The organism is Mannheimia sp. (assembly GCF_056854775.1).
On record NZ_JBXGGI010000018.1, the window covers coordinates 14,016 to 29,121 of the forward strand.

The 15,106-nt window shown below is 40.8% G+C and carries 12 protein-coding genes and 1 pseudogene; 8 read left to right on the plus strand and 5 right to left on the minus strand.

Annotation, left to right across the window (positions count from 1 at the left end; translation table 11 throughout):
- Positions 1-4 precede the first annotated feature (4 nt).
- Positions 5-1,450, minus strand: coding sequence for a serine-type D-Ala-D-Ala carboxypeptidase (gene dacB, locus ACJHV0_RS01545; protein WP_483133182.1), 1,446 nt, complete (start codon positions 1,448-1,450; stop codon positions 5-7).
- Positions 1,451-1,546: 96 nt separating this feature from the next.
- On the opposite strand from dacB, the gene greA reads away from it, so the two are divergent.
- A complete protein-coding gene (gene greA, locus ACJHV0_RS01550) occupies positions 1,547-2,023 on the plus strand; it encodes a transcription elongation factor GreA (protein ID WP_025217005.1) in 477 nt (158 codons plus the stop codon).
- Positions 2,024-2,074: 51 nt separating this feature from the next.
- On the opposite strand, the gene ndk is transcribed toward greA, so the two are convergent.
- Complete coding sequence (gene ndk, locus ACJHV0_RS01555; protein ID WP_025235737.1) at positions 2,075-2,491, minus strand: nucleoside-diphosphate kinase; 417 nt, start codon at positions 2,489-2,491, stop codon at positions 2,075-2,077.
- 9 nt (positions 2,492-2,500) lie between these two features.
- Positions 2,501-4,585, minus strand: coding sequence for a methionine--tRNA ligase (gene metG / locus ACJHV0_RS01560; protein WP_483133183.1), 2,085 nt, complete (start codon positions 4,583-4,585; stop codon positions 2,501-2,503).
- A gap of 147 nt (positions 4,586-4,732) precedes the next feature.
- On the opposite strand from metG, the gene menC reads away from it, so the two are divergent.
- The 3 genes from menC (at position 4,733) to ACJHV0_RS01575 (ending at position 7,797) form a co-directional block, all read left to right on the plus strand.
- Positions 4,733-5,689, plus strand: a complete 957-nt coding sequence (menC, locus tag ACJHV0_RS01565; RefSeq protein WP_483133184.1) for an o-succinylbenzoate synthase — start codon at positions 4,733-4,735, stop codon at positions 5,687-5,689.
- Between the two features lie 231 nt (positions 5,690-5,920).
- Complete coding sequence (gene rsuA, locus ACJHV0_RS01570; RefSeq protein WP_483133185.1) at positions 5,921-6,613, plus strand: 16S rRNA pseudouridine(516) synthase RsuA; 693 nt, start codon at positions 5,921-5,923, stop codon at positions 6,611-6,613.
- The gene (locus ACJHV0_RS01575; protein WP_483133186.1) at positions 6,613-7,797 is read left to right on the plus strand and encodes a Bcr/CflA family multidrug efflux MFS transporter; all 1,185 of its coding nucleotides are present in this window, start codon (positions 6,613-6,615) and stop codon (positions 7,795-7,797) included. The genes rsuA and ACJHV0_RS01575 overlap by 1 nt, the downstream gene beginning before the upstream one ends.
- A gap of 121 nt (positions 7,798-7,918) precedes the next feature.
- On the opposite strand, the gene rlmD is transcribed toward ACJHV0_RS01575, so the two are convergent.
- Positions 7,919-9,235, minus strand: a complete 1,317-nt coding sequence (rlmD, locus tag ACJHV0_RS01580) for a 23S rRNA (uracil(1939)-C(5))-methyltransferase RlmD (RefSeq protein WP_483133187.1) — start codon at positions 9,233-9,235, stop codon at positions 7,919-7,921.
- Between the two features lie 71 nt (positions 9,236-9,306).
- Here rlmD and ACJHV0_RS01585 point away from each other — a divergent pair, with 71 nt between their 5' ends.
- Together ACJHV0_RS01585 and ACJHV0_RS01590 are read left to right on the plus strand one after the other, a co-directional pair.
- Entirely contained in the window at positions 9,307-10,632 is a 1,326-nt protein-coding gene (locus tag ACJHV0_RS01585) for an anti-phage deoxyguanosine triphosphatase (RefSeq protein WP_483133188.1), read from the plus strand.
- Between the two features lie 61 nt (positions 10,633-10,693).
- A complete protein-coding gene (locus ACJHV0_RS01590; RefSeq protein ID WP_483133189.1) occupies positions 10,694-11,041 on the plus strand; it encodes a hypothetical protein in 348 nt (115 codons plus the stop codon).
- Positions 11,042-11,102: 61 nt separating this feature from the next.
- Here the strand turns inward: ACJHV0_RS01590 and ACJHV0_RS01595 are convergent.
- A pseudogene (locus ACJHV0_RS01595) lies at positions 11,103-12,429 on the minus strand (IS3 family transposase).
- A 174-nt stretch (positions 12,430-12,603) separates the two neighbouring features.
- Between ACJHV0_RS01595 and cas10 the strand changes: the two are divergent.
- Together cas10 and csm2 are read left to right on the plus strand one after the other, a co-directional pair.
- Entirely contained in the window at positions 12,604-14,781 is a 2,178-nt protein-coding gene (gene cas10, locus ACJHV0_RS01600) for a type III-A CRISPR-associated protein Cas10/Csm1 (protein ID WP_483133190.1), read from the plus strand.
- An 8-nt stretch (positions 14,782-14,789) separates the two neighbouring features.
- Positions 14,790-15,106: type III-A CRISPR-associated protein Csm2 (csm2, locus tag ACJHV0_RS01605; RefSeq protein ID WP_483133191.1), on the plus strand; the 317-nt coding region annotated here is incomplete at its 3' end.

Here is a 15,106-nt window from a genome sequence, read left to right on the forward strand (position 1 = left end):
TTCCTTATTCATTAAACAACGCCATATAAAATCGATTTTCAAAGGTGTTCAGTGGAGCCCGTTTCGTTTTACTTTCCAGCTCGCCTGTAGAATAACCACTAATAAATTGCACGAAGGCAATTCGCTCACCGCGTGCATTTTTCATAAAGCCGGCAAGGTTATAAACACCCTTTAATGCCCCTGTTTTGGCAATCAGATTTTTCGCCAGCGGTTCGGTGGAAATTGAACCTCTACCTGAAATAGTGCCATCTACGCCTGCAATCGGGAAGGTTTCAAATAAATGTAATGTATCTTCATTTTGAGCGATATATTCAAGGGTTTCTAACATCGTTTGGCTACTTATTTGATTATGGCGGGAAAGCCCTGAACCATCGGCAACAACACTATTTTTAAAATCAATATTGGCTTTTGATTTTAACAGTTGGCGAATTACATAACTACCTAACTGAAAAGAAGCAGGACGGTTATGTTGTTTATTGGCAACGGTTCTAAACAAGGCATCAGCAATTTGGTTATCCGATTTTTTCATCATTTTTTTAAGTAATACAGGCAATGGCTCTGAATAGTGTTCGGCTAATACTGTGCCTGCTTGTGGCGTTAAAGGCTCTTTTAGCTGTCCGTTAAACTCAATGCCTAGACTTTTCAAATGTTTATTGATGATATTTGCCCCATAGTTGGTAGGATCTTGCACTGAGAAACTTAACCCAAACGGTTTGGATTGGCGAGCCATACAGCCTTTAATTTGATAGCGATTGTTATCGTGAACCACCACATCAAGTTGGCAAAAAGGGGCTTCTTTGCTATCTACAACATAAGCAGCACTAAATACCTGTACAGGATAGGCAGAAGGCACATCCACTTTGGCAAATTCGCCTATTGGCTGATCGGCATTTAGCGTAACATAAAAGCAGTTTCTATCAATATTAATCGCCGCCGGTGGGGCGTTAAAGCACATTGTTAAATCATTCCAAATCCAGCCGGAAGCTTTGTCGTGGCTGGCAAAAACGGACGTATCTAAAATTAAATCCCCTTCAATTTTGTTGATACCTTGTTGCTTTAATTTGCTAATTAATTGATAAATTTGACCGCTTGTAAGCTCCGGATCACCGGTAAAACGGGCAATTAAGTTACCTTTTAACACGCCGTTTTCAACCGTGCCATTCGTTAAAAGAGCGGTTTGAAAGCGAAATTCATCACTTAAGGTTAATTTTGCAGCTAATGCCGTAAATACTTTCTGAGTGCTTGCCGGTAGCATAAAAACATCACTTTGATGCTGAGTGATAATCTGATTAGTGTCTAAGTTTTTAGCAATAAAACTCACTGAAGTGCCAGCTGGCAAGGTTTGAATGAGTTCTTCAGCATTAATTTCTGCTTGTACAAGGCTTGGAATAAGTAATGTGGATAAGATAAATTTCTGAAAAAAAGAGCGAGCGGCGTTTTTAAAAATCATAATAAAAGGGGAGTTGAAATTTTTAGTTAGAAATTGAATAATAGCCCTTTCAATTTCATTCGTAAACCGATAATTTTTAGTAAGGAAACAGACTTAATGAAACAAATTCCTATGACTGTGCGTGGTGCGGAGCAACTGCGTGAAGAATTGGATTTTTTGAAAAATGTGCGTCGCCCGCAGATTATTGATGCCATTGCCGAAGCCCGTGAACACGGCGATTTAAAAGAGAATGCGGAATATCACGCCGCCCGTGAGCAGCAAGGTTTCTGCGAAGGTCGTATTCAAGAAATTGAGGGTAAATTAGGTAACGCTCAAATTATTGATGTAACAAAAATGACCAATAATGGCAAAGTGATTTTTGGTGCAACAGTGCAATTAGTTAATGCAGAAACAGATGAAGAAGTTACCTACCGCATTGTAGGTGATGATGAAGCGAACATCAAAGAGGGCTTAATTTCTGTTAATTCGCCGATTGCTCGTGGCTTAGTTGGCAAAGAAGTTGATGATTCTGTGAGTATTACCACGCCTGGCGGTAAAGTGGAATTTGATATTGTCGGCGTAGAGTATATTTAATCTTGTAGGGGCTAATGCAATTAGCCCCTACGTCATTAGCCCTTAGTTAAATTACACAATCTCACTCGGCACGAAGAAATAAGCAATTTCACGTTTTGCCGATTCTTCTGAATCAGAACCGTGAACCGAGTTTTCACGCATACTTAAGGCGTAAAGATCACGAATGGTACCTTTTTCACGATTATCCGGATTAGTTGCCCCCATTAAATCACGATAGTGCGAAATCGCGTTTTCTCCCTCCAGCACTGACACCACAATAGGTGCAGAAGTCATAAATTCTACTAAAGGCTCAAAAAATTCTTTGCCTTTGTGTTCTGCGTAAAATCCTTCTGCTTGTTCACGGGTGAGGTGAAGGCGTTTAAGTGCTTTTACCGTTAAACCTGCAGATTCTAAATGTGCCAGAATTTTACCGATAAGATTGCGGCGAGTAGCATCCGGTTTAATGATAGAAAGAGTTTGTTGAATCATACTGTTCTCCTATTTTACCTGCATACCAGGCTGTACACCGCTGTCTGCATCTAACAAGAATAAATTTGCACCGCCTGTGCCGGCTGATAAGATCATTCCCTCAGACAATCCAAACGACATTTTACGAGGTGCGAGGTTTGCAATCACGATCACGAAACGTCCGATTAACTCTTCCGGGTTTGGATAAGCAGCTTTAATGCCTGAGAATACTTGGCGTTTGTGGTCGCCTAAGTCTAGTTCAAAACGCAACATTTTGTCTGATTTTGGCACAGCTTCGCAGTATAAGACTTTAGCCGCACGTAAATCTAATTTCGCAAAATCATCAATGGTGATTTCTGGAGCAATCGGCTCGATTGCAGAATTTTCTTGGTTTTCGACCGCTTGGTTTTCCACTACTTGTTTTCCTTTTTTCTCTTCTGATTTTTTTGTTTCTTTTTGAGCATCTGCAAATAATGCTTTGGTTTCGTCAATGACCGCATCAATCTGTTTTTTCTCAAGGCGTGAGAAGAGCGATTTAAACGGTGCAACGGTATGCCCTAATAATGGGGTAGCGATATTATCCCACGTTAATGTGGTCTGTAAAAATGCTTCTGAACGTGCTGCCAGTTGCGGTAGTACTGGTTTTAAGTAACTCATTAAAATACGGAATAACTCAATGCCCATCGAGCAAACCGCTTGCAACTCGGCATCTTTGCCTTCTTCTTTGGCGATTACCCACGGGGCTTTGTCGTCAATATATTTATTCGCTTTGTCGGTTAATTCCATAATCACACGAATAGCCTTGTTAAATTCACGGCTTTCATAGTAATTGGCAATGGTTTCTGCCTGTGCGATGAAATCATTGAATAGGGCTTCATCGTCCAATTTATCCGCTAATTTGCCCTCAAAACGTTTGGCGATAAAGCCGGCGTTACGAGAGGCAAGGTTCACTAATTTATTGACGATATCGCTATTTACACGTTGTACGAAATCATCAAGGCTGAAGTCTAAATCTTCAATGCGGTCGTTTAATTTAGCCGCATAGTAGTAACGTAAACATTCAGGGTCGATATGTTTCAAATAGGTGCTGGCTTGAATGAATGTACCACGAGATTTCGACATCTTCGCGCCATCCACCGTGACATAACCGTGAGCAAAAACGTTAGTCGGTTTGCGATAGCCGCTGCCTTCTAACATTGCCGGCCAGAACAGGCTGTGGAAATAGACAATGTCTTTGCCGATAAAGTGATAAAGCTCGGTTTGCGAATCTTTCTGCCAAAATTCCTCAAAATTTATGCCTTGGCGGTCGCATAAATTTTTAAACGATGCCATATAGCCGATAGGGGCATCAAGCCATACATAGAAGAATTTGCCCGGCGCATCGGGAATTTCAAAGCCGAAATAAGGGGCGTCACGGCTGATGTCCCATTGCTGTAAGCCACTTTCAAACCACTCTTGCATTTTGTTTGCAATTTCAGATTGTAGCGAGCCGGAGCGTGTCCACTCTTTTAACATTCCCTCAAAGCTCGGTAAATCAAAGAAGAAATGCTCAGATTCTTTCACCACAGGTGTTGAGCCGGAAACCGCCGAGCGTGGATTAATCAAATCCATCGGGCTATAAGTGGAGGCACAAACCTCGCAGTTATCGCCATACTGATCTTCCGCTTTACATTTCGGGCAAGTACCTTTTACGAAACGATCTGGCAAGAACATATTTTTTTCAGGGTCGAAAAGCTGAGAAATCACTTTGCTTTTGATAAAACCGTTCGCACGCAATTTTTTATAGATTTCGCTGGTGATTTCACGGTTTTCTTCGCTGTGGGTTGAGTGATAATTATCAAAGCTGATATTAAAGCCTTCAAAGTCGGCAATATGATCGGCTTTGGCTTTTTCGATAAGTTGCTCAGGGGTAATGCCTAATTTATTGGCGTTAAGCATAATTGGCGTGCCGTGTGCATCATCGGCACACACAAAATGCACCTCGTTACCACGCATACGTTGAAAACGCACCCAAATATCCGCTTGAATATGCTCAAGCATATGACCTAAATGAATTGCACCGTTAGCGTAAGGCAAGGCACAAGTAACAAGCATTTTTCGTTTTTGGTTAGACATTCTTTTTCTCGTTAATTTTCTGTAAAAATTTGTGACATATTTTAGCCCAAAACCGTGAAATTTACTAGTTCGCTTGAATTTATTAGAGCTTTGAACCAACAAGCGGTAGAATAATCATTAAATTTTGCAAATGATTGGGGATAATCAATGCGACAAGTTCAGCTTTATTGCTACCGCTTACCGATTCAAACAGGCGTGGTATTACGCAAACAGACTTTAACCGAGCGGGAAGGTTTAATCGTCAAACTCCAGCAAAACGAGCAAATCGGCTGGGGGGAAATTACACCGCTTCCGACTTTTAGTGAAGAGTCGTTAGAACAAGCGGAACATCAAGCCAAAGCGTGGTTGAAAGCGTGGCAACTCGGGCAAGAAACAGAATTGGATTCCCTGTTCCCCTCCGTTGCCTTTGGGTTAAGTTGTGCGTTGGCAGAATTAAATGGCGAATTAGGCGAGCAGGGTAATTATCAATCTGCCGTTTTATGCTATGGTGATTTTGAGAAATTTCAGTCTACGGCTGGGCTTGGTAAATTAAAAATCGGCGTAGATCCTGAATGCGAGGGCGAACAAGCAAATCTATTGCTGAACACTTTTCCAAATTTACAACTCAGGCTTGATGCCAACCGCCTGTGGCGCTTGGAACAAGCGGTTAAATTTGCCGAAAAAATTGCAAATGCTAATAAGCCAAGAATCCAATTTATCGAAGAACCCTGCCAAACACCGGAACTCTCCCGACAATTTGCCGAGCAAACCCACATTGCGATCGCGTGGGATGAAACTGTGCGAGAGCCGAATTTCTTTGTAAAAAAAGAGAAAAATTTAACCGCTATTGTGTTAAAACCGACGCTTATTGGTTCAATCGAAAAATGCAAAACCTTGATTGAACAAGCCCACAATTTGGGAATTACTGCGGTTATCAGCTCAAGCCTTGAAAGCAGTTTAGGGCTTACTCAGCTTGCACGGCTTGCTTTTCAATACACCCCAAACAGTACGCCGGGGTTAGATACATTGAATTTAATGCAGCATCAATTATTGCGAGAATGGCAGGGATCTGCGTTGCCGTTGGTGGACGAACAGAGCCAATTTGTGTGGGAAGTTGTGCTATAATTGAGATTAATTTTTAAAAGAATATAGCTCCCCTCTTTAGCAAAGAGGGGGAGGGGGAGATTTGGCAGAAGTAATAAACGGAGAAAATAGCTTTTGAAATGATCAATATTGTTGATTTTTGCATTATTTGTTTATTCTCTTCGCTAATCTCTCCTGCCAAATCTCCCCTAGCCCCTCATGGCTCAAAGAGGGGAACGTGTCCAAATGTAAATTATAAAGAAAAGAGAAACTATGCGTTTAGATAAATTCATTGCCGAAAATACCGGTTTAACCCGTTCCCAAGCGGCAAAAGTATTGAAAAGCGGCGAAGTTACCGTCAATGGTAAAATTGAAAAAAGCGGAGCGGCTAAAATCAGCCAAGACGATGAAATTTGCTACCAAGGCGAGCCAATTGAGTGGGTGGAAGAGGGGCAGTATTTTATGCTCTACAAGCCGCAAGGCTATATTTGCTCGAATGATGATGGTGAATATCCAACTGTGTTTCAATTTTTTGACTATCCGTTGATGACCAAACTACACACGGCAGGGAGGTTAGATGTGGATACCACCGGATTAGTATTATTAACTGATGACGGCAAATGGTCGCACCGCATTACCTCGCCAAAGCACCATTGCGAAAAAACTTATTTGGTAACGTTGGCAGATCCTGTCGAAGATTTTTATGCTGAAAAACTTGCGGAGGGTATTTTACTGCGTGGCGAAAAAGATCCGACTTTACCGGCTCAGCTTGAAATTTTAGATGATTACAATGTGAATCTGACCATCAGCGAGGGGCGTTACCACCAAGTCAAACGAATGTTTGCTGCCTTAGGCAATAAAGTGGAAGCCTTGCACCGTTGGCGAATTGGCGATGTGGTGTTAGACGAAACCTTAGCCGAAGGCGAATTCCGCCCGCTCACACAAACTGAAATTGAGAGTTTCTAATGGAAAATAAAAGACCTGCCGCCAGTTTTTTTATCATTTTGGGAATGATGGCGATGATGCCACCTTTGGCGATTGATATGTACTTGCCATCGTTTTTGGATATCGCCAAAGATCTAGCCGTTTCGCAAGAAAAGGTGCAAACCACCTTAGCCTTGTTTACATTAGGTTTCGGTTGCGGGCAACTTTTCTGGGGGCCGATGGCAGATAGTTTTGGGCGAAAGGTCATTATTTTAATCGGGCTGATTGGTTCGGCAATCGCCGCTTATTTCCTCACGCAAGTGGAAAATATCAACACTTTCTATATATTGCGTTTAATTCAAGGCTTATGTGCCTCTGCCCCTGCGGTGGTGCTTGGGGCATTGGTGCGGGATCTGTTCGAGAAAAATCAATTTGCCCGTTTAATGTCGATCATTATGATTATTTCAATGCTCGCTCCGCTGCTTGCCCCAATTATTGGCGGTTATGTGGCGAAATATTTCCACTGGCATTCGATTTTTTATGTGTTGATGGCAATGGGGCTGCTTTGCGTGGCGTTAATCAGCTGGAAAATCCCCGAAACCTTGCCCAAAGAAAAACGTTTACCGCTGAGTTTTGGCAAAAGCCTGAAAAACTTCTCTGAACTTTTATTGCATAAGCCTACCTTAGGTTATGTATTAATTGGCGGTTTAACTTTTGCCGGTATTTTCTGTTTTCTTACCTCAGGCTCGATTGTTTACATCGGCATTTACGGCATTTCGCAGGAATATTTTGGTTACTTCTTTGGCTTAAATATGGTGGTGATGGTGATAATGACTGCTATCAACAGCAAAATGGTGGTTAAAGTCGGCTCGGAAAGAATGTTGCAAATTGCCTTAGCGTTACAAGTGCTAGTCGGAATTTGGCTTGCTTTAACCGCAATGTTTGAGCTGGGTTTCTGGGCGATGGCGTTAGGCGTGCCGTTTTATATCGGGATGCTTTCCACCATTGGCAGCAACGCCTCGGCTGCTATTTTAGACCGCTACCCACAAATGGCAGGCACCGCAAACGGCGTTGCCGGCACAGCACGATTTGGCATTGCCTCACTTGTCGGGGCAGGGCTTTCCCATATTGCGATTACCAGCGAAGCCCCAATGTTGTATGCAATGGCGTTATGTACGATTACGGCTGGAATAGTTTATTATTTACTATGCTATCAGAAACATTAGTAATGTTTCGTAGGGCGGGTTTTAACCCACCAACGCAATCCCATAACAAGCGGTCATATTTAACCGAAATTTTGCAGATTAATGTTGCGTAGGGGCGAAAAATATTTCGCCCTTATGACGATTATTTCCTAAATAACGAAATTGACTCCAAATGCCCCGTGTGTGGGAACATATCAATCATCGCTACTTTTTCTAATCGGTAGCCGAATTGCAGTAGTTTTTCTGCATCACGCACGAGTGTTGCAGGGTTGCAAGAGACGTAAACAATTCGTTCGGGGTTGAGAGCAGCAAGGTGGTCTAAACAAAATAACGCTCCGTTGCGAGCGGGGTCGAGCAGGACTTTATCAAAAGGTTCTTTCGCCCAAGGCTTATCGGCAAAAGGCTCATCTAAGTTAGTTTGGTAAAATTCCACGTTTTTTAGACCGCTTGTAGCCGCATTTAAGCGAGCCTGTTCCACCATTGGCTCAACGCCTTCAATGCCTACCACCGATTTGGCGGTTTTGGCAATTGGGAGAGTGAAATTCCCCATTCCGCAGAATAAGTCTAGCACCCGGTCATTTTCAGTCAGTTCAAGCCACTCAAGGGATTTTACCACCATTTTTTCATTTAACTTGCCGTTTACCTGAATAAAATCTCGAATAGAAAAATACAGTTTCAAGCCTTGAATTTCATAATAAGGCAGCTCGCCACACAGGTGGTCGATCTGATCTTCTTCACACATCAGAAAAACAGAAAGGACATTTTGTTCGGCAAATTGCAGTAAATGTTCACGATCTTGTACCGATAATTGCCCTAAATGGCGTAAAAAGAGGGCTGTGGTGTTATCGGCTTGTACTAATTCGATATGCCCTAATTTTTTCTTATTTTTCCACTGTGCCACAAGGCTTTGCAGTTTAGGTAAGAGATAAGAAAGCGGCTCAACCAGAACCTCACACTGTGCAAGCGGTATGATTTGGTTGGAATTTTGCAAACGAAAGCCCATCACCAATTCATTGTTTTGAATGGCGATGCTGAGTTTGGCCCGGCGGCGGTAAGCTTTATCGTTGCCGATAATCATTGGTTGGAAATCAATTGGCTTGCTTTGCAATTTTTGCAGCCGTTGAAATAGGGCGTTTTGTTTCGCCTCACGTTGTAATTCAAGCGAAATATGTTGCATTTGGCAGCCACCGCATTTGCCGTAAAGCTCACAGCTCGGTATTGTACGATTTGCAGATTTTTTCAGAATTTTGACCGCTTGTCCGCGTCCGTATTGGCGTTTTTCTTCAACCACCTTAAATTCTACCTGCTCATCGGGCAAGGCATTTTCAATAAACCAGGTTTTACCGTTAATTTTGGCGATGCCTAAGCCTTGGTAATCCAAAGATTGAATTTGCACAATTTGACGAGCGGTCGGTTTTTGCGGTTTTTTTGCAGATTTTTCAGAGTAAAAAATAGCCATTTAAGATGATATCAAGAGTCGAAAATAGGTGTATTATATAAGAAAAGCCTTTTGTGGAAAATGGAGGAAAAATGATTTCATCAGTTTGGACAGAACGTTATTTGAGCGATAAAAAACGGGAAGATGACCACCGTTCGCCGTTTCAGCGTGATAGAGCAAGACTTCTGCACTCCGAAGCCTTTCGCTGTTTGCAAGCCAAAACGCAAATTCACGCGGTGGGCGAGGACGATTTTTACCGTACCCGCTTAACCCATTCATTGGAAGTGGCACAAATCGGCAGTAGCTTGCGTGAAAAATTATTAGACGATAAAGATGGTTTTCAAGCGGTCTGTTCTGATCCGAAATTTGCAAAAAATGAAGAAAATTTGACCGCTTTATTACCTTCTCGTAGTCTGATTGAATCGCTCTGCTTTGCTCACGATCTCGGGCACCCACCTTTCGGACACGGTGGCGAGATGGCATTAAATTACAAAATGCGTGAATTTGGCGGTTTTGAAGGGAATGCTCAATCATTTCGCATTATGACCCAGCTCGAACCTTACACCGAAAAGGCAGGAATGAATTTAACTCGTCGCACCTTGCTTGGTGTGATGAAATATCCGTCATTATTATCCGTAAGTTTCCCCCTTGAGCCAGCAGAAATAGAGAATACTCACCACATCAATCTGCACTATTTCCCTCAAAGTAAAGGCATTTTTGATGATGATGAGCACTTTTTCGATTGGGTTTTAGCTCCTTTAAGTGAAAAAGATAAGCAACAATTCTGCTCGGTTGAGCAAAACAAAGATCCTAAAAAGCCGAACAAAACCCGCTATAAGTCTCTTGATTGTAGCATTATGGAACTGGCAGACGATATTGCCTACGGCGTACATGATTTGGAAGATGCAATTGTTGGCGGAATGGTAACGCCGCAATCTTGGCAAAATGCGGAAAAACTGTTGGCAGAGTGTGAATCAGATTGGGTGAAAGAGCGGTTACCGGATATTCGCCAAAAACTGTTTTCCCAACATCGCTATGAACGTAAAGATGTGATTGGGGCGTTGGTAAACCATTTCATCACTAATGTGCGTTGGCTAGAACTGCCGGAATTTGATGAGCCGTTACTGCGTTATAACGCTTATCTTCCGCAAAATGTAGCGTGCGTGCTGAAAATTCTGAAAGATTTTGTGTATCAATATGTTATTTGTGATGCTAAAACCCAGCGAGTAGAACGCAAAGGGCAACGCATTTTAATGGAGTTATTTGATATTTTAAGTAGCGATCCGATGCGATTATTACCGAATAATGTACGTGAGCGTTGGCAAAATGCAGAAGAAAGCAAGCGGGCAAGGGTAATTTGTGATTATCTTGCCAGTATGTCTGACGGACAAGCGTTTAAACTTTTTGAAAGCTTGTAGAAACTTTATTGATTTTATAAAGTCTTAATGATAGATTTTGATTTATCAATAGGAGATAGTAATGAAAAACTTAACAAAATCACTTTTAATTTTAGCCCCTTTTATGTCTGCCGCAGCATTTGCTAACACCATTCCAAACGAAATCTACCAGCCACAAGGTAAATTAGTGAAGTCTGAAAATAAAGCAGATGAATTTGAAGTGGAATACCATTTGCAAGGTAGCGATGTGGCAGATTTAGCTCAAAAAGCCACCGCTCACGCTCAAAAATACGACTTTAAAGTTGTGAAATCTGACATCAGAAAACACGAAGCCGATTTAAAATTTGTGCGTGGTAACCAAGAGTTAGATGTCGATATTGAAGTGGAAAAAGGCCACACTGAATATAAAGCCGAGTTAGATCATAAATAATAAGTTATCTACATAAAACCCTGAACTTAGAATTGATCTGACCCCAAAAAGTTAGACTCATTTAATTCAAGGACTGAGTTCTGTATTCCACAGGGCTGAGTCCTTTTAGTTTCACTTGAATACGCTCATTGTTGTAGTAATGAATGTAGGCGTGAATAGTTTTCTTCAGTTCGGCAAATGTTTCAAACTTCTTGCCAAAGTAACATTCCGTTTTGAGTCGCCCGAAAAAACTTTCCATCGTCCCATTATCCAAGCAGTTTCCTTTTCTTGACATACTTGGCGTAATGCCGTTTTTTCGACAAATTTCCCTAAAACCTGCCATCTGGTATTGTCAACCTTGGTCAGAATGCAGTATCGGTTTTGCACCGTTAAGCTTTGCTATCGCCTGAGTCATCATTCGGCTAATCTGCTCAAAATTGGGGGGGCTGCTAAATCATAGGCGATAATTTCACCATTGAACAAATCCTTGATTGGCGATAAATAGAGCTTGCCTTCCGCACATTTAAATTCCGTGATATCAGTAACCCATTTCTCATTGGGCTTGGTGGTTTGGAAATTGCGTCCCAACAGATTGTCTGCAATTTTACCGACTTCCCCTTGATACGAACGGTATTTTCTGCGTTTGCATTTTCCCTTCAAACCCAATTTTTGCATTATCGCTTGGACTTTTTTGTGGTTAATCGTCCAAATTTTTCTCAGCATTAACGTGATACGGCGATAACCATAATTTCCGTGATTTTCGTGATAAATTTCAGCTATTTTCTGCTCAATCACGGCATTTTTATCCACTTTAGCGGCAAGATGATAAAAGAACGTACTGCGTTTTAAGCCGATAAGTTGCAATAGCATTTCAAGCGGAAAGTGATTTCGCAACCTTTTTACGAGACCTGCCTTTTCCGCATTTTTTCTTGGTTGAGTTCCTGCAACTTTTTTAGGATGGCGTTCTCCGCTTCCAATTCTAAAATGCGATAACGCAAGCGTTCTTCTTCGGTTTGGGGTGGTGGTGGCATTTTCGGGTATTTCGGTTTCATTGTCGGACGACCTTTGAGTTTGGGAAATAAACCGTTTATACCCTGTTTATCAAAAGCTTGCAACCATTGACTGATGATACCTGAATTGGCAATCCCAAAATGAAAGCAAGCGTTTCTTGCAGAAAATTGTCCGTTTTTGACCGCTTGTACAACGGATAATTTAAATTCGGGTGAGTAAATCCGCTTTTTACCTAAAACAGCTAACCCATTGTTTCCATTATGATTATATTGGTTAATCCAACGCTCTAATGTTGTTTTGGCAAGCTGAAAATGCTGACGGGTGAGCGACCGATTTTTCCCGTTTTGAAGATAAAATTCGATCACTTGTTGTTTGAAAGATTGGTTGTATTTAGTCATAAAAAATCTGCACCTTAATCAGTTGGTGGTTTAGTCCAACTTTTGGGGTGCAGATCAAATGTTTGGGGTTTTTCTTTAGAACATTTGATATTTTGCAAAATACAAATTTGTAATTCGTGGCAAATTCATTTTTCTTAATTTATACTGAATAAAAATTTTTGTATGGAGTAAGTAATGAACAAGACAAGTAACCATTCTATCTACTCTTTCGCTTTTCAGGCACTATATTCCCAAATGATAGATATGATTAATACTGAAAAATTACCAAATATTCCGTTTGGTGATCAGGAGTTTTCTCATAATTCTTTTATCAAATGTGCAGAAAAATTGGTTTTAGGTCAATTAGGCAGAGAGTTAGAACCTCATTCCCAATCACATCTTTGCACGCTATTTGAGCAATTTAAGTTTGGTGAAAATAAGGATACTATTCCTCATTTTTATCCTTTGCAAATAGTGAATGCAGAGTCTATTTTTCCAAATACGAATAAAATGGGAAGTAGGGAGCAGCTTGAACAGCAATTTATTGATGCATTGAAGTTGATTCCTGAAAGCCATCGACACAATCCTGAATTGTGGTTAGATCATTTTGATACTGCTCTCCAAATTTTTACTAGTAATATCCCATCTAAATATGCTGAAGATATTTCCCTTTATGATTACAGCAAAGCAACCACAGCATTAGCCACCGCACTCTATTTATACGAACAAGCAAATGATAAAGCGGAAAATGGCGAATTTTTACTGCTACAAGGGGACTTTTTTGGTATTCAAGATTTTATTTTTTCGGGCGGTAGTGAAACCAATAAACAAGCAGCAAAATTATTGCGTGGGCGTTCGTTTCAGGTGTCGTTATTTACCGAATTAGCGGCATTAAAAGTATTGCAAGAATGTGGTTTACCAAGCACTAGCCAAATAATGAATGCAGCGGGTAAATTTTTAATTATTGCCCCAAATACGCAAGCGGTGAAAACCGCCATAAAAAATGTAAAAAACGAATTAAACCATTGGTTTGTAGAAAATACCTATGGTTTGATTGGTTTGGGTATTGCTTCAATAACCGCACACCAAAATGATTTTATGGCAGGCAATTTTACGCAACTGCGTGATAGTTTATTCCAAGCATTAGAGAAAATTAAATTACAGCGTTTGGATTTATTGGCAAGTACAGAGAGTGTGCAAAATATCAAATATCCTTACGGTGTTTGTAAATTAAATAGCTATTTTCCAGCACAGCAATCGGGTTTTTCAGTGATTTCTGCGGATCAAATTTTGATTGGCGAACATTTAGTGAAAAAAGATCGCATTTTAATTTGTGATGAGAATAGCGATATTTATACAGATGAACGCACTAAATGCTTAAAATTATCGATTTTTGGTTTTAAAGTGGTGTTTACACGCAGTGAAGAAATCAGCGGTAAGTTTGGGCGAGTAAATGCATTGCGTTTTTGGGATTTTGGATTGCCGGAGAAAGTGAGCGATGACATTTGGCACGGCTATGCACGCCGCTACATTAACGGTTATGTACCTTATCAAGCAGAAAAAATTATTCCTTTTGATGAGTTAGCTGAAACACATCGAATTCCAAATGAAAAAGGCGAAATGCAAGGGCAAGTGGCTTTAATGACGCTTAAAGGCGATGTGGATAACCTTGGCAAAATTTTCCAAAAAGGTTTTGAACAGCCTAATTTAGCTAAAATGGCGGCACTTTCTCGCCAAATGAACCAATTTTTTAGCCTTTGGTTGCCGGCGATTTGTGCTGAAAAATTCAAGAATGTTTATACCGTTTTTGCTGGTGGTGATGATTTCTTTTTAATCGGTGCGTGGAAGCAAACCCAAGAACTCGCCCACGAAATGCAACAGGCATTCGCTCGTTATGTGGCGGGTAATAAAGGTATTCATTTCTCTGCCGGAATGGTGATGACAAAAGTGGGTATGCCGATGCCACAAATGGGGGAATTGGCGGAAGAGGCTCTTGAACAAGCGAAAGCGGTGGACGGCAAAAATGCGGTCACGATTTATCAGCAGTCGATTGCTTGGGATAAATGGCAGAAATTGAATGAAGCTAAAGATGAAATTGAGCGTTTAGCAAAAACATATCAGATTTCAACCGCTTACCTTTATTCACTGATTTATTTTGCTGAACAAGCAGGCGATGATAAAAACATTGAAAACACAATGTGGCGTAGCCGTTTTTATTACAAAACTGCACGTTATGTGGTGGATAAATTGCCAAAAGAGCAACGCCAGAGGGCATTAGATGAAATTTCGATTTCATTAGGTAAAGGGATTGAGCGTTATCAAAATGCTTTCAAAATTCCATTGTTTAACTATTTCTATCAAATCCGTAAGTAGGAGAATTTATGAAGATCCAATTTGGTGAAAATAAAAGTGCAGAGATTTTTTCATCAATTGCAGAAAATGCTGCAAAACAGATTAAATCTACAAATTCAGCGAATAAAACCACACAATTACGCAAATTTTATGATGAATTAGCGATGTGGAACGATCGTGTTCAAACCGCTAAAGATCGCACTGAAAAATATCGTGAGCTTGAACCTTTTATCAAAATGTTAAAAGCAAAAGTGGCTTATGCGGAAGGGCGTAAACATATTAATGCTGATTTTAGCCAAGTGTTTAATCAATGTATTGATGAAGTGAAATCAGCGGAAACCTTGCG

What these genes read in the sequence shown, in the direction of transcription:
- dacB (WP_483133182.1), bottom strand. Translation starts at nt 1,450, where the DNA reads ATGATTTTTAAAAACGCCGCTCGCTCTTTTTTTCAGAAATTTATCTTA.
- greA (WP_025217005.1), top strand. Translation starts at nt 1,547, where the DNA reads ATGAAACAAATTCCTATGACTGTGCGTGGTGCGGAGCAACTGCGTGAA.
- ndk (WP_025235737.1), bottom strand. Translation starts at nt 2,491, where the DNA reads ATGATTCAACAAACTCTTTCTATCATTAAACCGGATGCTACTCGCCGC.
- metG (WP_483133183.1), bottom strand. Translation starts at nt 4,585, where the DNA reads ATGTCTAACCAAAAACGAAAAATGCTTGTTACTTGTGCCTTGCCTTAC.
- menC (WP_483133184.1), top strand. Translation starts at nt 4,733, where the DNA reads ATGCGACAAGTTCAGCTTTATTGCTACCGCTTACCGATTCAAACAGGC.
- rsuA (WP_483133185.1), top strand. Translation starts at nt 5,921, where the DNA reads ATGCGTTTAGATAAATTCATTGCCGAAAATACCGGTTTAACCCGTTCC.
- ACJHV0_RS01575 (WP_483133186.1), top strand. Translation starts at nt 6,613, where the DNA reads ATGGAAAATAAAAGACCTGCCGCCAGTTTTTTTATCATTTTGGGAATG.
- rlmD (WP_483133187.1), bottom strand. Translation starts at nt 9,235, where the DNA reads ATGGCTATTTTTTACTCTGAAAAATCTGCAAAAAAACCGCAAAAACCG.
- ACJHV0_RS01585 (WP_483133188.1), top strand. Translation starts at nt 9,307, where the DNA reads ATGATTTCATCAGTTTGGACAGAACGTTATTTGAGCGATAAAAAACGG.
- ACJHV0_RS01590 (WP_483133189.1), top strand. Translation starts at nt 10,694, where the DNA reads ATGAAAAACTTAACAAAATCACTTTTAATTTTAGCCCCTTTTATGTCT.
- cas10 (WP_483133190.1), top strand. Translation starts at nt 12,604, where the DNA reads ATGAACAAGACAAGTAACCATTCTATCTACTCTTTCGCTTTTCAGGCA.